The organism is Allocatenococcus thiocycli (assembly GCF_921292965.1).
In the GTDB taxonomy this organism is placed as follows: domain Bacteria; phylum Pseudomonadota; class Gammaproteobacteria; order Enterobacterales; family Vibrionaceae; genus Vibrio; species Vibrio natriegens.
Map to the genome: position 1 here is coordinate 80,804 of NZ_CAKLCK010000039.1, position 24,281 is coordinate 105,084.

At 45.9% G+C, this 24,281-nt stretch carries 20 protein-coding genes; 16 read left to right on the top strand and 4 right to left on the bottom strand.

Going from position 1 to position 24,281, the window contains the following annotated elements:
* Positions 1–55: 55 nt before the first annotated feature.
* A complete protein-coding gene (gene ppsR, locus L9Q40_RS15695) occupies positions 56–889 on the bottom strand; it encodes a posphoenolpyruvate synthetase regulatory kinase/phosphorylase PpsR (protein ID WP_014233655.1) in 834 nt (277 codons plus the stop codon).
* A 340-nt stretch (positions 890–1,229) separates the two neighbouring features.
* Here ppsR and ppsA point away from each other — a divergent pair, with 340 nt between their 5' ends.
* From ppsA to tyrS, 4 genes are all read left to right on the top strand, one after another.
* Positions 1,230–3,599: a phosphoenolpyruvate synthase gene (gene ppsA / locus L9Q40_RS15700; RefSeq protein WP_014233654.1), complete on the top strand. Its 2,370-nt coding sequence runs from the start codon at positions 1,230–1,232 to the stop codon at positions 3,597–3,599.
* A gap of 191 nt (positions 3,600–3,790) precedes the next feature.
* On the top strand, positions 3,791–4,570 hold the full coding sequence (locus tag L9Q40_RS15705; protein ID WP_014233653.1) for a YSC84-related protein: 780 nt from the start codon (positions 3,791–3,793) through the stop codon (positions 4,568–4,570).
* 123 nt (positions 4,571–4,693) lie between these two features.
* The gene (locus L9Q40_RS15710; RefSeq protein WP_498793874.1) at positions 4,694–5,500 is read left to right on the top strand and encodes a LuxR C-terminal-related transcriptional regulator; all 807 of its coding nucleotides are present in this window, start codon (positions 4,694–4,696) and stop codon (positions 5,498–5,500) included.
* 81 nt (positions 5,501–5,581) lie between these two features.
* Entirely contained in the window at positions 5,582–6,835 is a 1,254-nt protein-coding gene (gene tyrS, locus L9Q40_RS15715; RefSeq protein WP_498793875.1) for a tyrosine--tRNA ligase, read from the top strand.
* A gap of 95 nt (positions 6,836–6,930) precedes the next feature.
* On the opposite strand, the gene L9Q40_RS15720 is transcribed toward tyrS, so the two are convergent.
* On the bottom strand, positions 6,931–7,965 hold the full coding sequence (locus tag L9Q40_RS15720; RefSeq protein WP_014233650.1) for an ABC transporter substrate-binding protein: 1,035 nt from the start codon (positions 7,963–7,965) through the stop codon (positions 6,931–6,933).
* A gap of 208 nt (positions 7,966–8,173) precedes the next feature.
* On the opposite strand from L9Q40_RS15720, the gene L9Q40_RS15725 reads away from it, so the two are divergent.
* The 6 genes from L9Q40_RS15725 (at position 8,174) to L9Q40_RS15750 (ending at position 17,047) form a co-directional block, all read left to right on the top strand.
* Positions 8,174–9,055, top strand: coding sequence for a LysR family transcriptional regulator (locus L9Q40_RS15725; protein WP_014233649.1), 882 nt, complete (start codon positions 8,174–8,176; stop codon positions 9,053–9,055).
* Positions 9,056–9,159: 104 nt separating this feature from the next.
* Positions 9,160–10,242, top strand: a complete 1,083-nt coding sequence (locus L9Q40_RS15730) for an efflux RND transporter periplasmic adaptor subunit (protein WP_498793876.1) — start codon at positions 9,160–9,162, stop codon at positions 10,240–10,242.
* A gap of 10 nt (positions 10,243–10,252) precedes the next feature.
* Complete coding sequence (locus L9Q40_RS15735) at positions 10,253–13,315, top strand: efflux RND transporter permease subunit (RefSeq protein ID WP_498793877.1); 3,063 nt, start codon at positions 10,253–10,255, stop codon at positions 13,313–13,315.
* Positions 13,312–14,802 (top strand): efflux transporter outer membrane subunit, encoded by a 1,491-nt coding sequence (locus tag L9Q40_RS15740; RefSeq protein ID WP_498793878.1) that lies wholly within the window; start codon positions 13,312–13,314, stop codon positions 14,800–14,802. Before L9Q40_RS15735 ends, L9Q40_RS15740 begins: the two co-directional genes overlap by 4 nt.
* Before the next feature lie 211 nt (positions 14,803–15,013).
* The gene (locus tag L9Q40_RS15745) at positions 15,014–15,277 is read left to right on the top strand and encodes a hypothetical protein (protein ID WP_076633450.1); all 264 of its coding nucleotides are present in this window, start codon (positions 15,014–15,016) and stop codon (positions 15,275–15,277) included.
* Between the two features lie 186 nt (positions 15,278–15,463).
* Positions 15,464–17,047 (top strand): BCCT family transporter, encoded by a 1,584-nt coding sequence (locus L9Q40_RS15750; protein ID WP_498793879.1) that lies wholly within the window; start codon positions 15,464–15,466, stop codon positions 17,045–17,047.
* A gap of 55 nt (positions 17,048–17,102) precedes the next feature.
* Here L9Q40_RS15750 and L9Q40_RS15755 read toward each other — a convergent pair whose 3' ends face one another.
* Entirely contained in the window at positions 17,103–17,843 is a 741-nt protein-coding gene (locus L9Q40_RS15755; protein ID WP_498793880.1) for a UTRA domain-containing protein, read from the bottom strand.
* A 212-nt stretch (positions 17,844–18,055) separates the two neighbouring features.
* On the opposite strand from L9Q40_RS15755, the gene L9Q40_RS15760 reads away from it, so the two are divergent.
* The 6 genes from L9Q40_RS15760 to L9Q40_RS15785 are packed head-to-tail and all read left to right on the top strand — an operon-like array spanning position 18,056 to position 23,342.
* The gene (locus L9Q40_RS15760) at positions 18,056–19,135 is read left to right on the top strand and encodes an ABC transporter substrate-binding protein (RefSeq protein WP_014233641.1); all 1,080 of its coding nucleotides are present in this window, start codon (positions 18,056–18,058) and stop codon (positions 19,133–19,135) included.
* Between the two features lie 42 nt (positions 19,136–19,177).
* The gene (locus L9Q40_RS15765; RefSeq protein WP_498793881.1) at positions 19,178–19,984 is read left to right on the top strand and encodes an alkaline phosphatase family protein; all 807 of its coding nucleotides are present in this window, start codon (positions 19,178–19,180) and stop codon (positions 19,982–19,984) included.
* On the top strand, positions 19,981–20,877 hold the full coding sequence (locus L9Q40_RS15770) for an ABC transporter permease (RefSeq protein ID WP_498793882.1): 897 nt from the start codon (positions 19,981–19,983) through the stop codon (positions 20,875–20,877). Before L9Q40_RS15765 ends, L9Q40_RS15770 begins: the two co-directional genes overlap by 4 nt.
* Positions 20,877–21,665, top strand: a complete 789-nt coding sequence (locus L9Q40_RS15775; RefSeq protein ID WP_330470783.1) for an ABC transporter permease — start codon at positions 20,877–20,879, stop codon at positions 21,663–21,665. The genes L9Q40_RS15770 and L9Q40_RS15775 overlap by 1 nt, the downstream gene beginning before the upstream one ends.
* Positions 21,662–22,681 (top strand): ABC transporter ATP-binding protein, encoded by a 1,020-nt coding sequence (locus L9Q40_RS15780; RefSeq protein WP_498793883.1) that lies wholly within the window; start codon positions 21,662–21,664, stop codon positions 22,679–22,681. Before L9Q40_RS15775 ends, L9Q40_RS15780 begins: the two co-directional genes overlap by 4 nt.
* A gap of 1 nt (position 22,682) precedes the next feature.
* Positions 22,683–23,342: an HAD family hydrolase gene (locus tag L9Q40_RS15785; protein WP_498793884.1), complete on the top strand. Its 660-nt coding sequence runs from the start codon at positions 22,683–22,685 to the stop codon at positions 23,340–23,342.
* 103 nt (positions 23,343–23,445) lie between these two features.
* Here L9Q40_RS15785 and L9Q40_RS15790 read toward each other — a convergent pair whose 3' ends face one another.
* Complete coding sequence (locus L9Q40_RS15790; RefSeq protein WP_498793885.1) at positions 23,446–24,273, bottom strand: DUF5718 family protein; 828 nt, start codon at positions 24,271–24,273, stop codon at positions 23,446–23,448.
* Positions 24,274–24,281 lie beyond the last annotated feature (8 nt).

The following is a 24,281-nucleotide window of genomic DNA, read 5'->3' on the forward strand; positions in this document are numbered from 1 at the left end:
TTTTTTTATTTTTGAAACCTGACTGAACGCCGTTTCGGTCTAGAACGGTTTCCCGTTAAAACAATCTACGCTTCATTCCCGCCTTTTCCAAAATTCGAGTCGAAATTTCCTCAACAGAAAGCGACGAGGTATTGATATAAGGAATCGCTTCTCTTCGGAACAGCGCTTCAACCGTATTCAACTCCAATTTACATTGTTCTTCACTGGCGTAATCACTGCCCGATAAACGATTCTCGCGAATTTCATTCAATCGTTCAGGGGTAATGGTCAATCCAAACAACTTATGACGATGTATCTCAAACTCAGGCAACAAGCGCAGCATCTTTACGTCTTCCGCAATAAACGGGTAGTTCACCACGCGCAGACCAAACTGCATTGCCATATATAAGCTGGTTGGGGTTTTTCCACTGCGCGATACACCCAGAAGAATGATATCTGCCTGCTCCAAGCCTTTTAGCGTAATGCCATCATCATGGGCGAGTGTATATTCGATTGCAGCAATGCGGTCAAAGTAAGTATCGGAGTCTTTACCCACACTTCGGGAGCGCTGCAACTTTGGCGTGGGTGCCATCTGAATGTCGTCCTGAACTTTTTGCACAATGCTTTCAAGCACATCGTAGCTGAAAGCTGGAGCCGCAAGCAGCATTTCCCGCACTTCTGGCACAACTATAGAGAAAAACACCAGAGGCTTAACACCATTTCGGCGGTAGGAAGCTTCTATTTCTTTGACGACATCCAATCCTTTGTCTGGAGTTTCCACAAAAGGAAAGGTTTTTTCATTAGGAATGAATGAAAATTGACCTAGAACAACATGGGCTAATGTCTCACATGTTATCGCCGTACCGTCAGAAACATAGAATACATCACGACTTTGGGTATTTGTTTGCATTTTTGTTTAATATTTCAAAATCTTTTGAGTAGGATGGTCAACATAATATTAATAAATCAGTTTGGCTTTCAGTTAGGTTCCCCACAGCTTTGAAAATTCGTTGAGTTTTTTTTAGCTAGAACGTAATCGATTGCCTTTGATATCAACCTGAACAAGTGAATGGTCGAAAATTGTTCAGAAAAAGTCGCTCATAGTGATTTATAAATTTCAGTAGCTTATTACTCTGGTTACACAATTTATAAAAACACCCTCTGTGATTTTAACTGACAATAACGAGTAAGCATTTGTTTAGATTGACTTAAGTCCCCCTACAAAAGCTGCAATGTTTCTGGAGAAAGACATGCAAAAGAACACCCTCTGGTTCAATGGCCTATCCATGAATGATGTCGACAAAGTCGGCGGTAAGAACGCTTCGCTTGGTGAAATGGTTTCTAACCTAGCTAACGTTGGCGTTTCTGTTCCAAATGGTTTTGCGACAACCTCATATGCGTTCAATAAATTCCTTGACCATGAAGGTTTGGATGATCGTATTCACCAACTACTCGATGAACTGGATGTTGAGGATGTAGACGCTCTGCGTAAGACAGGCGCGACCATCCGTCAATGGGTTTTAGACGCCCCTTTCCCAGCAGATCTTGAACAAGATATCCGTGAAAACTATCAAGAACTGGTTGAAGGTAACCCTGAACTTTCAGTTGCAGTTCGCTCTTCTGCAACAGCGGAAGACTTACCTGATGCATCTTTTGCTGGTCAGCAAGAGACCTTCCTAAACGTCAAAGGTATTGACGCTGTAATGGAAGCGACGAAGCACGTTTACGCTTCTCTATTTAACGACCGCGCTATCTCTTACCGTGTACACCAGGGTTTTGACCACCGTGGTATCTCACTGTCAGCAGGTATCCAGCGCATGGTGCGTTCTGACAAAGCTTCTTCAGGCGTAATGTTTACTCTGGACACAGAATCAGGCTTCGACCAAGTGGTATTCATCACTTCGTCTTGGGGTCTGGGTGAAATGGTGGTTCAGGGCGCAGTAAACCCGGATGAGTTTTACGTTCACAAGCCAATGTTGGAAGCGGGTGCTCACCCAATCGTGAAGAAAACATTCGGTTCTAAACAGATCAAAATGATCTACTCAAACAGCCAAGAAATCGGCAAACAAGTAGACATCATTGATACGTCGGATGAAGAGCGCAACACTTTCTCTCTAAACGACGACGAAATTAAAGAGCTTGCAAAACAAGCGATGATCATCGAGAAGCACTACCAGCGTCCAATGGACATTGAGTGGGCGAAAGACGGTATCGACGGTAAGCTTTACATCGTTCAGGCTCGCCCAGAGACCGTATGTTCTCAAAGCGAAAAGAACGTTATCGAGCGTTACGAGCTAAACAACAAAGCAGACGTTTTAGTTGAAGGTCGTGCAATCGGTCAACGTATCGGTAAAGGTGCGGTACGTTTAGTTGATTCACTAGACCAAATGTCACTGGTTCAAGACGGCGACGTACTGGTAACTGACATGACTGACCCAGATTGGGAACCAGTAATGAAGAAAGCGTCAGCTATCGTAACCAACCGTGGCGGCCGTACTTGTCACGCAGCGATCATCGCTCGTGAACTTGGTATCCCAGCTATCGTTGGTTGTGGTGATGCAACCAGCAAACTGTCTGACGGTATCGAAGTGACGGTATCTTGTGCAGAAGGCGAAACAGGTTACGTTTACCAAGGCGATCTTGATTTTGAAGTAAAGCGTTCTTCTGTCGATGAGCTACCATTGCTACCGACTAAAGTAATGATGAACGTGGGTAACCCGGATCGCGCATTCGACTTCGCTCAAATTCCAAACGAAGGTGTTGGTCTTGCGCGTCTTGAATTCATCATCAACAAGATGATCGGTATTCACCCGAAAGCGCTACTGAACTTTGATGCTCAAAGCGATGAGCTAAAAGCAGAAATCACGCAGCGTATCCGTGGTTACAAAGATCCTATCGACTTCTACGTAAGTAAGCTAACAGAAGGCATCGCGACTATCGCTTCTGCATTCTGGCCAAAACGCGTTATCGTTCGTATGTCTGACTTTAAGTCTAACGAATACAGCAACCTGGTAGGTGGTAAATCTTACGAGCCGCATGAAGAAAACCCAATGCTGGGCTTCCGTGGTGCATCTCGTTACATTTCACCAGTGTTTGAAGACTGTTTCGAACTAGAAACTCAAGCAATCAAACGCGTTCGTAACGAAATGGGCTTGAAGAACATCGAGATCATGATCCCGTTCGTTCGTACTCCAAGCGAAGCAGCGTCGGTTATCGACCTGTTGGCTAAGTTCGACCTACGCCGTGGTGACCAGGGTCTGAAAGTTATCATGATGTGTGAACTGCCTTCAAACGCAGTACTGGCAGATGAGTTCTTGAAGTACTTCGACGGCTTCTCTATCGGTTCAAACGATATGACTCAGCTAACACTTGGTCTGGACCGTGACTCTGGCGACGTCGCTCACCTATTTGATGAGCGTAACGCTGCGGTTAAAGTCATGCTGAAAATGGCAATCGACGCAGCAACGAAAGCTGGTAAATACGTAGGTATTTGTGGCCAAGGCCCTTCTGACCATGAAGATTTAGCGGAATGGTTGATGGAGCAAGGCATCAGCTCTGTATCACTTAACCCAGATACGGTTATCGATACTTGGTTGCAGCTAGGTAAAGTTAGCAAGTAATTCGCGTTAGAATTCTCTAATCTAAAGCCCTCAAACTTCGGTTTGGGGGCTTTTTGCATTCTGTAGCAAGACCTTATGTCAATATTGCGTGAGTTCGTGACAATATTCGCAGCCTAGCGTCATGCGTAATTTTCCCTCTGCAGATTTTCACCTAGAATGAAAGAAACCCATTTCGCAAGAGATTGAAGTCGATGAAAAAACCGATCGTTATCTTAACAACGCTAATGTTACTTGCCTCTCCGGCCCATGCAGACTGGGATAAAATTTCCGAAAAGATGTCTGAGCTGGGTGATGCGGTTGCGGAAGGTGCACAAGAGGCATGGGACAGTACGAAAACGTATTCCAAACAAGCTTGGCAAGATTTTATGAACTGGTCAGAAGAAGCGATGAACACGGCTGGTGAATGGACAGATGCGAGCATTGAAAAAAGCAAAGAGTGGATTGATATCGCGGATAAAAAGATTGATGAGCTGATGGAAGGCGATACGCCAGAAGAAGCACGACAAGCGGTCGATTTGATGGCTGATAGCACCATGTTCAAACTCTTCAATGAAAAACCGGAAGCGAAGGCACTCTACGACCAAGCATATGGCTACGCGGTATTTGACTCTCGCAAGTTATCTTTACTGTTCCACACCAACTCTGGCTCTGGCGTTGCGGTAAATAAAGAGACAGAAAAACGCACTTACATGAACATGTTCGGAATGGGCTTGGCACTCGGCGCTGGCGGCAAGTTTTATCAACAAGTGGTGCTGTTTGAAAACCAAAAAGATTTCGACACTTTCGTTAATGAAGGCTGGGAAGCGTCCAGCGAGGCAACGGCTCTTGCAGGCGATGAAGGAGAGGAACTCAGCACACACTTTAACAGTGGTGTCGCGGTGTACCAGTTGAACTCAAAAGGTCTGTTAGTCGATGTCAATGTGTCTGGTTCTAAATACTGGGTCAACGAGGAGCTAACCAACTCTCAGTAAGTGAAAGACTCAAGAACAAATAGAAGCCAAGGGGAGAACCGCCGAAGCAAAAGGTGACGCTCCCCTTTCTCGTTGAGTCGGTTTTGGTTATGCTTACATGAAACAACTTCAATTCAACTTCGCATGTCTGACACTCACTTTAATACGCTCCTCGCAGAGGCCATCTCTGCCTTAAATACGCCTAATTTCACGCCGAAATTGATGCGGGTGATCAGCGCTTTATTCGATTTTGATTGCGCGGTGATACTGGGATATCGTGAAAACAAACACCCTATTTATCTTTATGATTCGATTCAAAATGAGCGTGATTTGCTCTTTCAACGCTATCTCACCAATTCGTTTCAAAATGATCCCTTTTTCCAGCAGTTAAACGACTACAAGCAACAAGGGATTTTTACGCTAAAAGATGTGGTTCGTAAGGGAGTGGATTACCAAGCCTATTGCGACCAATTTTATCGTCAGACCGGCTGGAAAGATGAACTCAGTATGCTGATCCAAGTCGAAGCACATTCCTGGGTAATGTTCTATTTCGGCTATCTGGAAGAAGGCAAACGCTTCTCAAAGCAGCAAATAAACCGATTACAACCTTACTTTTCGATACTTCAATCGCTGTGCCAGCAACACTGGAAACAAGCTGAGTTTTCAATGTCTGAGCCCGTTTTTAATCCCGAGACATATTCTGGCAATCTGAGAGAAGTTATCGAACACGCTTTGACAACATTTGGCACCGATACATTAACCCGACGAGAGCAGGAAGTCGCCCAGCTGCTCGTACAAGGGTTTGATACCAAAGAAATTGCGACTCGACTGGAACTGGTGCAAGGCACGGTCAAAAATCATCGCAAACGGATATACTCACAGTTGAAAGTCTCTTCACTTGGCGAGCTATTTCAGCTGTTTTTAAATCATCTGATTACCCGCGTGAGATAACAAACTGTCCCTTTAGGGATATGTCGGTCAGCACTGTCGCGCTTTAGTCTGAATGAAACAATAACTCAGGCAGATAAGACAATGACATTGATTGATGATTTACAAGCGCGAGGACTCATCGCGCAAGCCAGTGATTTAGAGCTGATTCAAACGCTTTTATCGGAGCCACAAACCGTCTACTGCGGATTCGATCCAACCGCAGGCAGCCTGCATATCGGACACCTCGTGCCTTTAATTATGCTTAAGCGCTTTCAGGATGCGGGGCATCAAGCCATCGCTCTGATTGGCGGAGCAACAGGTATGATTGGCGACCCAAGTTTTAAAGCTACCGAGCGCAACCTTAATTCGCAAGAAACGGTGGCTGGCTGGGTGAATGATCTGTCCAAACAAATCCAGCAACTGATGAACCCTCAACTGGCGACGCCAATGCAGCTGGTTAACAATGCCGACTGGATGCAGAAAATCAATGTGATCGATTTTTTCCGCGATGTCGGTAAGCACTTTTCGATCAACACTATGATCAACCGCGAATCGGTGAAACAGCGCTTGCAACGACCTGATCAAGGGAGCTCCTTTACCGAATTTAGCTACGCGCTTTTACAGTCCTACGATTTTGCCGAACTCAACCGTCAGTACGGCTGTAGATTGCAGATCGGCGGGAATGATCAATGGGGTAACATTGTCAGTGGGATAGACTTAACACGCCGTCAAAATAGTGAGCAAGTGTTTGGCTTAACATTGCCGCTTATTACCAAGTCCGATGGCACCAAATTTGGTAAAACGGAAGGCGGTGCAGTTTGGCTAGATCCAACCAAAACCTCACCTTACGCGTTTTACCAGTTTTGGCTGGCAGCAGAAGACGCCGATGTATACCACTTCTTGCGGTACTACACGTTCTTGAGTTGTGAAGAGATTACAGCAATCGAAACACAAGATGTTTCAAGCAAAGGAAAGCCACAGGCGCAGCGTATTCTTGCTGAAGAAATGACACGCTTCGTTCACGGTGAAGCGGGCTTAGCGAGTGCCGAGCGCATCACTCAGGCGCTGTTCAGTGGTGATGTTCAACAATTGAGCTTAAGTGAATTAAAGCAGCTCGAATTGGATGGCTTGCCTTGCATTCACAGTACTCAACAAGACTTAGTAACGCTGCTTATTGAATCTGGTTTAGCAAGTTCAAAACGCATTGCCAGAGAGCTGATTGATAACAATGCCATTAGTGTTAATGGCGAAAAAGTCTCCAGCGAAAAGCCGAGTCTGAGCTTCCCACTTTTCGACCAATACTGGCTACTTCAGCGCGGCAAGAAGCATTTCTGTTTGGTGACGCGAGCAGTTTAGCCGATAAAAAAAGACCCCTCATCACATCAATGATGAGGGGTGTTCAGAGTCTTGAACTAAGTTATTTCAAGTTAGCGCTATCGCGCCTGTTATCGTTATTGAGTTCTTAAGTTCTGCCAATATTTCTCATAAATCGCTAAAGTTTCAGCGCCAACATCGTTAATGAACTCGCCTTTTTCCAAGTCGTCTTCCGCAGGGAAAATGGTCGCATTATTTTTCAGTTCATCCGGCAACAGATTACGTCCAGCATTCGTTGCAGAGGCGTAGCCTAGGCTATTAACGATTTCTGCTTGGTTTTGCGGCTGGTACATAAAATTAATGAATTTATGAGCCAACACTTTATTTTCGCTGCCTGATGGGATGGTGAAATTATCCATCCACAACACCGCGCCTTCTGCTGGCATCACGAACTTCAGCTCTGGCATTTCTACCTGACCCTGGTAAGCGTTACCATTCCATTGCATACCAACCGAGGTTTCTCCCGACACATACGGAACCTGTGGTGCATCTGAGTTATAAAGCAGCACATTGTTTTTCAACGCCACCAGCGATTCGTAAGCTTGTTTGATTTCCGCTTCATTTTTACTGTTCACACTGTGGCCGTTCATTTTTAAAGCCATACCGAACACGTCGCGAATGTCATCAATCAACATCACTTGTTGCTCATAATGCGCATCCCATAAGTCTGCCCATTTTGTCACAGGTTGTTCTACCATCGATTCGTTGTAACTGATCCCAGTAACGCCCCAAATATACGGCAGCGAGTAGTCATTGTTAGGATCGTGCGCTTGTCCTAGCAAACCTTGCATTGTGTCTTGCATGTTTGGTACCTGCTCATGGTCGATCTTGGCTAACAGCCCTTCTCTTCCCATTTTTTCAATGAAATACGCAGAAGCAAACACAACGTCATAACCTGTGCCTTTGAGTAATTTCAGCTTGGTATACATTGACTCATTATTCTCAAAGGTCGAATAGTTAACCGTCACACCTTCTTGTTTTTCAAATGCTTTTAGTGACGCTTCTGGCAAATAGCCGCCCCACGCATAAACGTTCAGTGTTTTCGTTTCTGCATGAGCAAACATACTGAGAACAAGTGCGCTCAGCCCCAATCCTTTGATAATAAGTTTCATGGTATGCAATCCAACCAGTCCAGCGACGCGCTGGGATTCGGGTGCATAATTAGTTAATAATTAACCAATTAAAAGAAAAATAAATTAATCTTTAAAAGCAAAAATATTTATTGATTATCCTCACTTTGGAAACGCCCAAACGACGGGCATCTTGAAGTCGTTTGGATATAAATGTTTAAATTGACGTTTAAAAAACTGGAGTACTCTGATGAGAGTTGATGATTTAAAACTGTTCACGAAAGTGGTTGAACTCGGTAGCTTTACAGCTGCTGCACATGCTCTCGATCTTCCACGCGCCAATGTCAGTCGACGCATTGGCGAACTTGAACGCCATCTTGGTACTCAACTGTTTCACCGCACCACGCGAAGCTTGTCACTCACTAACAAAGGAGATGTGTATTATCAGGATCTGCAAAAAGCACTGACATTACTCGACTCCGCCAATGAACAAGCCACTAGTGAAAGCGTAGAAGTACGAGGTAAGGTGAAACTAGGCCTGTTGCCAGAAACCTACGAGTTGATTCAACCCATATTGTTTGATTTTCAGGATCAATATCCGCAAGTCGAGTTGGATGTGCGCAACATTACTAATGGCTTTATCGATATGTTCCAACAGGGGCTGGACATTGCTGTTCATGGTGGCGCTTTGTTTGATTCTGATATCGTCGCGCGTAAAATTTTGACCTTAGATCGCTGTGTGGTTGCGTCGCCGAAATACCTCGAAAAACATGGCACGCCAACAACTCTGGAAGAGCTAAGTGAACACCAATCGATTTGTTTTCGTTGGCCAAGCGGCGCTGTAGATAATAATTGGCACTTCCAAGAACAGAATATTATGGTTAGTCCCAAGCTTATCTCCAACAATATTGGCTTCATTAAAAGCTCTACACTTCTTGATCGAGGCATCAGCTACATCGCCAAGGTATTGGTCGAAAAAGAGCTCGAATCAGGGGATTTAGTACAAGTATTGTCTCACTACTCTGTCACTAAAGAGACCGGCTGGCTTCTTTACCCTCAGCCTAAGACATTGAATCAGGCGAGCCGATTACTTATCGAGCATTTGTGCAATAAAATACCAAAACATCTGTAGCACGCTTTTATTGTCACGATTTTCGTGACATTGATTCATGCTCACACGTGATTATCTAACCACCTTTCACCGATAAGATAGCGCCGAACTTATGGAGCTATCTTATGAATCACGTAATCAAAACAGCAGCACTGAGTAGTGTTGCTCTTGCTTTGTTTGGCTGTAACCAAACTCAACAACCTCTTCAGGAATCCTTTTCATCAAGACCAATCCAGGTGATTGAGGTATCTGGCGACAATGCAACGCTGGAAAAATCATTCAGTGGGATTGTCGAAGCCAAAGAAATAGCGGCGCTTTCTTTCCGTGTGCCGGGCACGCTATCAAGCGTATTGGTAAAAAAAGGCGATCATGTCGAGAAAGGACAAGTGATCGCTCGCCTTGACCCTCATGATTACCAAGTGTCGCTGGATGAACTTGAAGCACGTATGTTAGAAGCAAAATCAGCTCATAAGTTAGCGAAAGCAGAGTTAAAGCGTGTTAGACAAGCTACATCAGAAGATGCCATTGCAAGCGTAAATCTTGACCGTGCGGTCAGCAGTTATGAACGCAGTGTGTCATCGGTGAAAGTGGTTGAGAAGAACATTCAACGTGCCAAAGACGCGCTAGATTACACCGAATTGCGCGCTCCGTTCTCTGGCATCATTGGCGAAGTCAACGTGGAGCAATTTGAGCAAACCAGCCCGGGATTATCCGTTGTGACGCTACAACAAGATGGAAACTGGGAAGTCGATATCGATGTGCCAGAGAACATGATTCAAGATTTCTCCTTGGGTCAGGATGCTGAGTTAACCTGGTATGACACAGAGCAATCCTATCGCGCCGTTGTCAGTGAAATTGCCCCTAAGAAGCACATGCTGAAACAAACTTATACTGTGACGTTAGATGTCGACTCGGCATCTAACGACTTGTTTAACGGCAAAGCGGTGACGGTAAATACTCACTTCACCCAACAGGCATCCAGCCACTGCTTCCCTTACTCTGCCGTATTGGGAGAAAAAGCCAGCCTGCACGTTAATATCGTGCGCGACCAAGTTGTACACGAAGAACCCGTAAATCTGGAATCAATCGATGCCTATCAGGCATGTGTCACTGGCAATTTTGCCCAAGGTGACTACGTCGTCATTAGCGGCAGCCACTACCTGAGCGAGGGTGACGTCACCCCAACCCTAACCATCAAGACTCTATAGGTACGAATCCATGATCAATTTAGCTGAATTCGCTATTCGTCAGCGCAAATTCGTACTCTTTTTCATCGTATTAAGTGTGATTGCGGGCATCTATTCCTATTTTGACTTAGGCAAGTTGGAAGATCCGAGCTTTACCGTAAAAACAGCCGTTGTTGTCACGCTCTATCCGGGTGCTTCAGCAGAAGAAGTTGAGCAACAAGTCACTGATACCATCGAAACCAAATTGCAGGAAATGGCTGAGCTCGATAAGTTACGTTCTCTCTCACGTCCGGGCCTTTCGATGGTATTTGTCGATCTCAACGAGAGCCTCAATTCCAAAGCACTCCCTCAGCAGTGGGATTTGCTAAGACGGAAAGTCGAGGACGTGAAACTCCAACTGCCATCTTCAGCGCAAATTAGCATTGTGCAAGATGAGTTCTCGGAAGTGTATGGCATGCTTTTCTCTATCCACAGTAAAGATGCTGCTCCAGAAGAGCTACGCCGTTACGCGGAAGAGTTACAACGTCAAATCAAAGCCGTTGACGGGATCAAGAAAATCGAACTGCATGGCGTACAGCCGCGTGTAGTTAACATTGATATGCCTGACGAACGTCTGGCGCAGTACGGCCTGTCTATTGCTCAGGTTTGGAATCAACTTAACTCGCAAAACACCACCTTTGAAGCGGGCAAATTTGATGCGGGCACTGAACGTATTCGCATCGCGCAAACCAGCGAGTTTCAGTCTCTGGAAGACATTCGCAATTTGGTGATCAATGGCGGCACCGGTGACCTTGGCTCTGGCTTAATCCGATTAGGCGATATCGCCGATGTTACCATGGGCTACCAAACTCCTGCCTTGTCAGAGAATCGCTACAACGGTGAACCAGCCGTGACACTGGCAGTTAGTCCCGTTGAGGGCATCAACGTGGTCTCTCTTGGCGATACGATTCAAAACATCATTGCGAATTACCAAGCTTCACTTCCACTGGGAGTCGATATTTCAACGGTCGCCTATCAGCCAGAAGAAGTACAAAAATCAATTGATGACTTCGTGGGTAATTTACTTGAAAGTGTACTGATTGTTTTTGTGGTACTGCTCGTCTTTATGGGCTTTAAAAGTGCAACCATTGTTGGCGCGAGCTTACTACTGACAATTTTGCTGACGTTGAGCTACATGAACATTGCAGGCATTGACTTGCACCGAGTTTCGCTGGGTACGTTTATTCTTGCGCTGGGTATGCTGGTTGATAACGCCATTGTTATCACCGATATGATGATCGTGAAACTCAACAAAGGCATTGAACGCACTCGCGCAGCCATTGACTCAGTCAAAGAAACCGCGATACCACTATTAGGCGCAACGGTGATTGCGATAATGGGCGCAAGTCCGGTTCTATTCTCAAAGACAGATTCTGCGGAATTCGCCAGCTCGGTATTTTACATCATGGCGTCTTCACTGCTGCTTTCATGGATTGTGGCGATGACCTTCACCGTGCTGATGGTTTGGATGTTCGTGAAACCAAAAGCGGCAAAAGAAGAATCGAAACCAAGCCGTTACAAGCAACTGGTCTTTTGGACAGTCGACAACCCAGTAAAAGCGTTATCAGCGTTAGTTCCACTGATCATTGCGACGGCATTAGCGGTCCCTTATGTAGCAGTGAACTTCATTCCGCAATCCGATCGCTCAATTGTATTCTTAGATTACTGGTTGCCAAATGGTGCGAAGATCGAACAAACCTCGGCAGATATGCGCAAGGTCGAGAAGTGGCTGGTCGAACAGCCAGAAGTCGAAAGTATCTCAAGCTATATCGGAACAAGTGCTCCACGTTTCTCTGTAACGGTAGAGCCAGAGCCACTTGACCCTGCATACGGTCAGGTACTGATTAACACCAAAGACTACCCAAGCATCAGCCGCTTAGTTGCTCGCGGTGATGAATGGCTTAAAAATGAGTTTCCGGATGCAGAACCTCGTTTCCGCGCCCTTAAACTCGCAACAAAAGACAAGTTTGCTGTAGAAGCCCGCTTTTCTGGCCCTGATGAGAACGTATTGCATCAATTAGCCGCAAAAGCGAAGACCATTTTTGCCTCTCACCCAGATGCAAAATACATCCGCGACGATTGGCGACAAGAGAGCAAAGTGCTCAAGCCAATCCTAAATCAGGACAAGACGCGTCATGCTGGCATCAATCGTACAGACGTAGCATTCGCATTGAAACGCGCTTCGGACGGTATGCCATTGGGTCAGATGAACCTTAACGACGAGCTTATCCCAATCCAATTGCGTGGTACTTCGCAGACGATGGCTTCGCTAGAAACGTTGCCAGTACGTTCTCTGATTGGGTTCAACAGCGTTCCACTTGGTCAGATTGTCGATGGTTTTGAGCTCGTTACCGAAGAGAGCATGATCTGGCGTCGCGATCGCGTGAAAACCATAACGGTTCAGGCCGGTGTTAGCCGAGAGTCAACACCAGCCAACGTTAGAAACTCGATTAAAGATCAAATTGAAGCAATTGAACTGCCTTCTGGCTACAGCATGGAATGGGGCGGCGAATATTATGATGAAAACAAATCCGTCACGGACATCATGAAGCAGCAACCGAAAGCCATGCTGATCATGGTGATCATTCTGGTGGCAATGTTTAACGGCTTCAAACAGCCAATCATCATCTTGGCGACTCTGCCATTAGCAGCGTCCGGGGCGGCTTTTGCTCTGCTCGGTTTTGATAAACCATTTGGTTTTATGGCGATCATCGGCGCGATTACGCTGACGGGGATGATCATTAAAAACGGCATTGTATTAATGGATCAAATTGAACTGGAACGAGCAAACGGTATGAACCTGTCAGACGCGATTAAAGAAGCGACCGTGAACCGAACCATGGCGATCTCGATGGGCGCACTAACAACGGCGCTAGGCATGATTCCGCTACTTTCGGATCTGCTGTTTGACCAAATGGCGGCAACCATCATCGGTGGTTTAGCAGCGGCAACGGTCTTGTCTTTGTTCGTAATGCCCGCTCTTTATCGCCTTGCGTACAAGGACAAAGAGCCAATAACCCAAACCAACACTAAGCCACAGGAGGCGTCATCATGAAAAAATTCATCCTTGCGCCAATTGTTCTGGCACTGAGTTTGACCGGTTGTGCGGTGGGTCCCGATTATCAGGGGCCAACCACCAGCATTGCAGAGACTTACCTTAACAGCCAAGACTCGGGGCTAAGCACCGAGTCACAAACTAATGAGTTTTGGTGGACGGAGTTTAATGACCCAATCTTAAATCAACTGGTTCAAGATATGCAGAGTCAAAGTATTCCGCTTAAAGTCGCCGCAGAGCGTGTGAAAATGGCCAACAGCTATAAGACGATGGTGGAATCGTTTAAGGTGCCAACCATCAGTCTCAGCGCGGGCTATATGAATTATCAGTTCAGTAAGAATGACTCGTCACTGGGCCCGATTTTAAACCCGTTAAGTGATTCGGTATCCGGCTTACCGCCACAAGTTGGCAATGTCACCTTGATGGATAATCAACACGATGGTGTCTTTGCCGGAGCGAATATCTCATGGGAGATGGATTTATTTGGACGAATTGACCGTCAAGCGAATGCAGCGCAAATTCGTCTGGAGCAAGCTGAAATTTATCAAAGCGGCTTAACCACGGTGATTACGGCGGATTTAATTCATAACTACCTTCAGTACCAAGGTGCGAGCGAACGCCTTGACCTGGCGAAGTCAAACCTGGACGATCAGAAACGCACCATGAACCTGGTCGAGAAAGTGGTGCAAAGCGGCTATGGCTCTGACCTTGATTTAGCACAAGCGAAAGCAACGCTCGCGGCTATGAAAGCGATTGTTCCTCAGCTAGAAATTGCTCAACAAACGCATAAACATCGGATTGCGGTGCTCCTTGGAGAACCTCTGACAAAGGTTGAAACCCGTTTAGCACAAAGCCACGGTGTGCCGAGCATGCAGAATATGATACCCGTTGGTTTACCCTCGGATTTATTGAAGCGCCGTACCGATATTCGTCTGGCTGAGCGCGAAATGGCAGCATTGAATGAAGAACTCGCGGCAAGTATTGCCGATCAATACCCTAAGTTTTTCTTAACGGGCGCTCCGGTCTTGTCCGCATCGAGCTTTGATGATCTGTTCAGTAGTGACTCTTTCGGCTGGATGGGTGCTGCAGGCGTAAGTTGGAACTTGTTTGATGGTGGGCGCGGGGAGGCAATTGAAGCCATGAACCAAGCACGATTTGATTCGGCGACATTGTCTTATCAGCATACGGTGGATGCAGCATTAGCAGAAACGGAATCGACTCTATTTGCTTATGGCAGAAGTCAGGAGAACCAGCGTCGAGTCAATGACGCCCTAAAAGCGACGGATAACGCAGTGAGCAAAGCGAAGTCACTTTACCGCGCTGGTCTGATTGACCATTTATCGGTGTTAGATGCTCAGCGTCAGCAACGAATGATGCAAGACCAACGTGTCGCGGCAAAACTGCAAACAGCGCAAGCAACGATTGCACTTTACAAATCACTTGGCGGGGACTGGACACTCAATCCGCCAAACAACTCAGGAAGTTGATTATCTACCAACCTTGATTCTTGGTATTAACTGGAATCATACTCCATTCGTTCATAAAGAGGCTGCTTCGGTGGCCTCTTTGTCTATCCCTACAAATTTATGTTCTCTCAGATAACTAGCCAAATAACCACGCATCTTGAGGTCATTTGGGTATATAATACTTTCCCTGAAATATTTTGTTACGTTACTTAGGTAACACTTGAGAATAAACATGAACAACAGCAGATGGTTCGGCTTATTGGGCGGCGTGCTCTTTTTAATCAGCACTATGCTGCTTTTTGGGTCCTCGGTCCATGGTGCTTGGTATAACTTTCCTGCGGAAGCGGTCAACGGCATAGCGTTTACCTTTGCTTTTGGCATCGGACTTAATCGAGCTCTCGCCTATAGCGCAGCGTTAATTACACTCGCGGCCCTGTTCTACATCGGTTATGTGGTAGGCTATCGCGTTCATCAAAAGCTAAGAGAATCCTGTTAACTTCAGCTTCTTCCGCTCCCAAAAATCAGTGCCTTGGCTGATGCTCCAACAATGAACTTAAATCTACGGTTAAATTCATAATCTCGACGCGCTAGTATTTGCGGCTTTTTGAAGTCCCTCACACTTTTCATCGACTGGATGTGAGGGGAAATACACGGCTTCCAAGCCCAAAAAAGCGAAGTACTTATGTCAAATATGACGAATACCGCCTCCCACGCTCCTGTTCAGGAAGCAGACTATGCCGCGATCCACCCTCCTTCCCTAGTTAAGCGACTCGAACTCACTAACCCTGTATTTTGGTTAAGTGGTAGCTTTCTTACTCTGTTCGTTCTGCTCGCTCTGACGAATACTGACTCTCTAACCGCAATGGTTAACAGTGGCTTTGGCTTTGCCACAAAATATTTCGGAGCTTACTGGCAAGTATTGCTTCTTCTCAATTTCTTAATTGGTTTGGCTCTCGCTTTTGGACGCACAGGTGATGTACGTTTAGGAAGTTTAGCGGAACCAGAAATCGATAATTTCAAATGGCTATCGATTGTACTCTGCACCCTACTCGCTGGTGGCGGTGTTTTTTGGGCAGCGGCAGAGCCTATCGCCCATTTCGTTACTGCTCCACCACTCTATGGTGATGCCTCTCCCAAAAGTGCCGCAATCAATGCGTTATCTCAGTCCTTTATGCATTGGGGTTTCTTAGCCTGGGCAATCCTTGGTGGCCTTTCCTCTATTGTTTTGATGCATCTCCACTACGACAAGGGTCTACCACTAAAACCTCGTACTCTGCTGTACCCGGTTTTAGGTGATAAAGCCATCAACGGCTGGATTGGTAACCTAGCGGATGCGTGCAGTATTATCGCGGTAGCCGCTGGCACGATTGGTCCTATTGGTTTTCTTGGCCTGCAAATCAGTTACGCACTGAATTCTCTGTTTGGATTGCCAGATACTTTTTTTACGCAAAGCATGGTGATCATTGCTGCCATTCTGATGTACACCCTTTCCGCGCTAAGTGGCGTTAGTAAAGGCATTCAAATTGTTAGTCGTTACAACATCATCTTATCCGTTATTTTAATTGGGTATATTTTGTTCGTTGGTCCAACAACGTTTATTGTCGACGGCTATGTTCAAGGTATGGGCCGTTTGGTAGATAACTTCTTTCCAATGGCACTCTACCGTGGTGACGCAGACTGGTTAAGCTGGTGGACTGTTTTCTTCTGGGGCTGGTTTATTGGTTATGGCCCAATGATGGCGATCTTTATTGCGCGTATCTCTCGCGGTCGCACAATCCGTCAGTTGATCATGGCAATTAGCATTGCTGCACCGCTCATTACCTGCTTCTGGTTCGGCATTGTTGGTGGTAGTGGTCTGGCATTTGAGCTAGACAATCCAGGTGTAATTTCATCTGCTTTCGAAGGTTTCAATCTTCCCGCAGTATTGCTGGCAATTACATCAGAACTGCCATTCCCGATGCTCATTTCGGTGCTGTTCCTAATTTTAACCACGACCTTCATTGTGACCACTGGTGACTCAATGACGTACACCATCAGCGTTGTAATGACTGGCTCAACAGAACCAAATGCCGTGATTCGTTCATTCTGGGGCTTGATCATGGGCCTGGTGGCGATTGCTCTGATCTCGATGGGGTCAGGTGGAATCTCCGCGTTGCAATCTTTCATTGTGATTACAGCGGTACCAGTCTCTTTCATTCTGTTGCCAAGCATCTGGAAATCGCCAGGTATTGCGAAGCAGATGGCGAAAGAGCAAGGTTTGGTTTAGTCGCTTTAAGTTATGATTCCCGCTAATGGTGTGAAAGTTATCGGGAATCTCTCACTTATCCCACACTATCAATGCGAATCCTGACTGCATCCGGGCGCCAGTACTCCAGTTCACAGTCCATCAACTCCCCATATTGGTTGTAGTTTACCCGACAGATCTTAAGAACAGGCTGCCCTTCAGCCAGATTCAGTGGTTTTGCAACATGAGCAGGGGCTGAAGTCGGAATCACATCAAATCGAGAGCGTTTCGTTTCGAACCCATACTTTTCTCGATAGATACCCGTCAGTGACATGGTCAGGTTTTCCGATAAGATTCCCTCAAACAATTCCGCTTTCAGGACATTTTCTACAAACAGCACCGCGCGGCCATCAATATGACGTAATCGCTCGATAATATAAGTCGGCGTGATCTGCTCGACTTCTAATACCTTGGCATACTCACCAGATGCCATCTCACTCCGGACGTTAATTAATTTAGTTTCAGCAATCCGATTCTGTTCACGAACCATTTGATGAAAGTGAGAGCGAGATAAGGGGTTATAACAGACTCTTGGTGGAGAAACATACCATCCTCTACGCTCCTCCCGGTAGATGATTCCCTCAGTTTCTAACGAAACTAAAACATCCTTAATGGTGATTCTAGTCGTCGAAAAAAGCTCACTCAACTCTCGTTCCGACGGTAACTTTTGCCCTTGTACGATAACGCCTGAATGAATTTGTTCACGAAGCGTCGCTTTGATTTTTCCCAGTTGCGTACCTGACTGTTTCCCCGAGTAAGCGGAGCCCAAAATGTTCATTCTCTGATCTAGTCCATAGATTGTTTGATGAACAAGATAGGTCAGTTGGATAACAGAAATATGACAACTAACAACTGGTTAACTTGTGTTCAGATGAAATATAACTGCCATAGAAATTCAGCATAACTGTCAAATTATCTGCGCGAAAACGTCACATTCCATCCATAGGATAACAATCGAACTTACTGACCTAGTCCAGAAGGATGGAGACAATGAAAACTTTGCTTAGCCGTTCCGCTGTAGCATCAGCCACTCTGATTGCAGCAACACTATCTACCTCTGCGTTTTCCGCAACACAAGAAAAAGACGCCAACCTAGACACATTGGTAAAAGCTGCTCAAAAAGAAGGCGCAGTTTACAGTGTGGGTATGCCTGGTAGTTGGGCAAACTGGAAAGACACATGGACGGACTTGCAATCAAACTACGGTTTGAAGCACCAGGATACGGACATGAGCTCTGCTCAGGAGATCGCTAAATTCGAAGCTGAGAAGAAAAATGCGACCGCAGACATTGGTGATGTGGGTTTTGCCTTTGCGCGAGTAGCAGTGAAAAAAGGGGTAACGCAGCCATATAAGCCAACCACTTGGAACGACATCCCTGATTGGGCAAAAGACAAAGATGGTCACTGGGCACTGGCTTACACAGGCACAATTTCTTTCATCTCAAACAATAATCTGGTGAAAAACGCGCCAAAAACTTGGGATGACCTGCTAAAAGGCGACTACAAAGTAACGGTAGGCGATGTCGGTGTGGCAGCTCAAGCTAACAATGCGATACTTGCGGCAGCCTTTGCGCATGGTGGTGACGAGTCAAACTTAACACCAGCTATCGAGTATTTTGCAAAATTAGCTAAACAAGGTCGTTTGTCGTTTACGGATCCAAGCATCGCAAACCTTGAAAAAGGTGAAGTCGAAGTGGCTATCCTGTGGGATTTCAACGCACTTAACTACCGTGACCAAATTGACCGCGAGCAATTTAGTGTCAACATTCCTCAAGACGGCTCTGTGATTTCGGGCTACACAACCATCATCAACAAATACGCGAAAAACCCAAATGCAGCGAAGCTAGCACGTGAATACATCTTTAGTGACCAAGGCCAGATCAACCTTGCAGAAGGTTATGCACGTCCGATTCGCAGCAACATCACTCTACCAAAATCCATTCAGGACAAGTTGATCTCGAACGACCAGTACACGAATGCTAAACCGGTTACGGACTTCTCTGCGTGGGAAAAATCAGCACGTAAGCTACCGCGCCAATGGCAAGAGAACGTACTGATTCATCAGCAGTAATACTAAGCAATACCCTCTCCTAAGAAGTAACGAGAAAATATCATGAGCAATAAGGTTATCCTTGTTGTTCTAGATGGACTGAACTATCAGGTAGCCCGTGATTGTATGGGCTACCTAAACGGTCTTTTAGAACAACAACGTGCAACACTGTATCCGGTTCAATGTGAACTGCCTTCGATGTCCCGCCCACTTTATGAGTGCATCCTAACCGGTGTCCGTCCGGTTGATAGCGGCATCGTCAACAACAATATCGTTCGTTTGTCGAATCAGGATTCAATCTTCAGTCTGGCAAAATCTCAGGGAAAAGTGACAGCAGCAGCGGCATATCACTGGGTGAGCGAGCTTTATAATCGCGCCCCGTATAACGCTGTGCGCGACCGCTTCACCAATGATGAAACACTGAATATCCAACATGGCTATTTTTATCACTGGGACCAGTACCCTGATGAAGCACTGTTTCTGGATGCCGAGCATTTACGCCGTGCGCATCAGCCGGATTTCTTGCTGATTCACCCAATGAACATTGATGATTTAGGCCATAAATTCGGCTTAGATTCTCGTCAATACCGCAATTGTGCGCGTGGCGCAGACATCATTCTTTCCAACTACATCGATCAGTGGCTTGCTGATGGTTACCAGATCATTGTGACCAGCGATCATGGCATGAACAACGATTTATCTCATGGCGGCATCCTGCCAGAAGAAAGAGAAGTTCCACTGTTTGTGATTGGCGATATGTTCACCCACCAAGAATGCCACGTGAAACAAACTGAGATTTGTGGCTCGGTTTGCCAGCTTCTCAACCTTGATCACTCAAAACCTTACACTCAGGAATTGTTAGCACTATGAGCAGTTCTGCCATCTCATCAACATCAAACAACGTAAGCGCGAAACAGCGTCGCATAAGTTGTTGGTTAAAAAGGAGTAAGCCTGCATTGTGGCTTGCCCCTTTCGCTCTGTTTTTCTACCTGTTTCAGCTTGCACCAATTGTTTGGGTGCTGATTAACAGCTTTATTTACGACGAAGAGTTCGCGTTCGACAACTATCTGGAAGTGTTTGGTTCAACTTTCATGATGCAAGCCTTCGGCAATAGCTTGTGGCTCTCATTTTGGTCGAGTATTGCTGGTTTACTGGTTGCAACCGTACTGGTTTCTTCGTTACGTCGTGTCGATTCAAAAATCCGCGACGGTGTGATTGCCTTCACCAACATGAGCAGCAACTTTGCAGGCGTCCCTCTGGCGTTCGCGTTCATCATCATTTTGGGCACTAACGGTGCGGTCACGTTATTGCTTAAGCAATACGGTCTGCTCGGCGATTTTGACCTTTATGGAAAATGGGGATTGATGGCAATTTACATCTACTTCCAGATCCCGTTGGCAGTACTGTTGCTCTACCCTGCATTCGATGCCTTAAGTGACGATTGGCAAGCGGCCGCCGCACTACTTGGGGCAAAGACATCACAATACTGGATACGCATCGCCTTACCCGTGCTTTCTCCTGCTCTGTTGGGCACGTTTATCATCCTGATCGCAAATGCCATTGGCGCTTATGCCAGTGTGTATGCGTTAACTTCCGGTAACTACAACCTCATCACCATTCGCATTGCGAGCTTAGTCTCGGGCGATTTGTTCCTTGAGCCCAATCTCGCCGCCGCAATCTCGGTTATTTTGATGGCGATGCTGGCCTTTATCACTGTGATTAACCAATGGCTGATTACTAAGAGCTACGCAGGTAGAAGCTAATGCAAAACATTAATACGCGCTTCCACAAAACGGTGGTGTACTCCATTGTTGGTATTATGTTGGTCCCAATCATTGCGACCTTCGTTTATTCGCTCTCGTCCCGCTGGGGAGCGACCATTCTACCGGACGGATTTACGCTGGATTGGTACATCAAACTGTTGACCGACCCGCGCTTCCTGCAAGCTTTTGGTCGTTCTCTGTTTATTTGTATTTCTGCTCTGGTATTGAGCGTTGTTCTGATTCTGCCTGCGATTTTTGTGGTGTTTTACTACTTCCCAAAACTCGACAAGCTGATGAACATTCTAATCTTGCTTCCGTTTGCTGTACCGCCGGTGGTGTCGTCGGTTGGCCTGCTGCAACTTTATGCCAACAGCGATATTTCCTTAATTGGCACTCCGTGGATTCTGATTGGCACTTATTTCACGATCGCTTTACCTTTCATGTATCGAGCGATTTCAAACAGCTTTGAGGCAATCAATTTGCATGACTTGATGGACGCAGCGCATTTACTTGGCGCAAGCACAACCAAAGCGTTTTTGCTGATCATTTTGCCAAACTTGAAGAAAGGCTTAATGGCGTCGCTGTTTCTCTCTTTCTCCTTTCTGCTCGGTGAATTTGTATTTGCCAATATTCTTGTTGGCACACGCTATGAAACCCTGCAAATCTATTTGTACAACATGCGTCAGACAAGCGGACACTTTACGTCTGCACTGGTCATGACCTATTTCCTGTTTATTTTCTTACTGACTTGGCTAGCAAGTCGTTTCAGTCGAGGCGCTAAATCATGAGCTACGTAACCGCAAAAAACCTGACCAAACGTTTTGGTGACAATACGGTCTTTGAAGACATCCAATTCAGCATTGAACAGGGCGAGTTTATTACTCTGCTTGGCCCTAGTGGTTGTGGTAAATCCACTCTTCTTCGCAGCCTGGCAGGGCTTAACCCTGTTGATGGTGGCACCATTTCGGTTAACGGAGAGGACATCACCCACCAAGTACCGCAGGAGCGTGGCATTGGCATGGTGTTTCAGTCTTATGCTCTGTTTCCCAATATGACGGTGGAGGGCAACATTGCGTTTGGCCTGAAAATGAAAAGACTAGACGCTGACTTCATTCAGCGTGAAGTGGCGAAAGTGATTGAGCTGGTTGACCTGAAAGGCAAAGAAAAACAGTACCCGCATCAACTTTCCGGCGGGCAACGTCAGCGTGTCGCATTGGCACGCGCCTTAGTGGTGAAGCCGCGAATTTTACTCCTCGACGAACCTTTGTCAGCTCTCGATGCCAAAATCCGTAAGCACCTTCGTCAGCAAATTCGCGACATCCAGAAAGAAATGAACCTGACCACGATCTTCGTTACTCATGATCAGGAAGAAGCCATGATCATGTCTGATCGTATCTTCCTGATGAATAAAGGGGAAATCGTTCAGGCTGGTACACCCGAAGAGATTTACACGCAACCAGCCAACGAGTTTGTTGCCGGTTTTATGGGACACTACAACCTGGTGGAAGCCGACCACGCCAAACAGCTTTTTAATATCGATACGCAAAGCAAAGTGGCTATTCGCCCTGAATCTATATATGTCAGAGAGCAAGGCCGTCAGTATGGTAACCACATTTCCGCACCACAAAACGGTATCATCAAAAATCACCAGTTGCTGGGTAATGTAATTCGCTATCAGGTGGAGGTTAACGAGTGCGAACTCACCGTTGATTTACTCAACCGTTCATCTGAGCGACTATTAGCAAATGGCAGACAGTTAGAACTACTCTTTAATCTAAACGAAATTCAACCAGTGAGAGCTTAATATGTCCAAACCTTTGTATGTTTTTGATATGGACGAAACCTTAATCAACGCAGACTGTGCAATGATTTGGAACGCATTTTTGGTCGAGAAAGGCATTGCGACAGAGCCTAACTTTATCGAAGAAGATCAACGCCTCATGAAGCTCTACGCTGAGGGAAAAATGGACATGGAAGACTACCTTGAGTTTTGCATGGCACCACTTTCCGACATGCCTATTGAACAAGTAAAAATGTTAGTTGCAGAGTGCGTGGACAAACAGATTCTACCCAAGCAGTTTAAGCAGTCCAAAACCTTGATCGAACAGCTTTCCCGAGATGGCATTGATATGGTGATCATTTCCGCGAGCGTGACTTTCTTAGTCGAAGCGGTAGGCCAACGTTTGGGAATCCCAACGTCATTGGGAATAGACTTGATTGAACAAAAAGGCACTTACAGCGCTGAAATTTCGGGCATACCTAGCTATCGAGAAGGTAAAGTCACCAGACTGCAGCAATGGCTAGAAGCACAGCCAGAATTGTTCTCAGAAATTCATTTTTATACGGATTCAATCAACGACTTACCGCTTTGTCAGCACGCTGACTATGCCTATTTAGTCAACCCATGCCCTCGCCTGCGAGAGCATGCGAATCAGCCAAACTGGACGGTATTAAGTTGGGATTAGTGAACGGTATTGGGATAACCTTTGACCTTTAATCCGATCAAAAAAAGAGCAGTACGGAAAGCTGCTCTTTGAGTTAAGGGGGAGTGGTGAAACTATTTAAAAATTATGAGACACATTGAACAACATGAGACAACCTGTCAGACTCAAATTTCCCTTTTTGAGCCATTGCCGAAATATCATTTGGTTCATAAACCGTGCTGTCATACACAGCGACCATACTGACGTCTCCTCGCTCAAGAAAGTGTTCTTCCCCGTATGCGGTATAACGAGTTGCGCCAATCGCGACGAGGATCTGATTTGGAAAGTTTGCTTGCCCTAACAATGCATGGATATTTTCCATTGGACCTAAATCGGTCTGGTGGTTCATTTGGTCACGAATCCAATCTAAAAGTTGGCAATAAAAATAAGTGTATTCGCTTACCGAACAATCCTCTCCATAGGCAAATACTTCCCCGTTTCTTTTGTGGAAGCTTGCAATTCTGAAACGGTCAATCTCACTTCCAGGCACCAAGCTACCCAGCGGCAGTAAATTCTCAGCGATGCCCTTTGACTCCTCTCCCCAGTTTTTCTTTTCACTGATTTTCTTTGCATTTGGTCGCCTAATTGAGCAATCATTAAAAGCACCAAAATGAGTCGGCGTGACTTTTGACACTTTACCCTCGTGATAACTCACATCACAAAGTAAAACGACCTCTGGTTCAATTTGTAAATTATTTATGTCATTAGGCAGTTTAGTCACACTATGACTAAGAGGGTACGTCGCCAGATACGAGTGGTTAATCGACGGCACATAAATCGGGAACAGAGCTTGTGGCTTGTTAATATCCCCGTCACCGTGTGCAGCAAAATCGTCTGCTTCTCCAGCTTGTTGTAAATGCCCTGCGAAGTTACCTGCGACACCTAAAACCATCACATTTTCAAAGTCTTGCATTGTTTCAA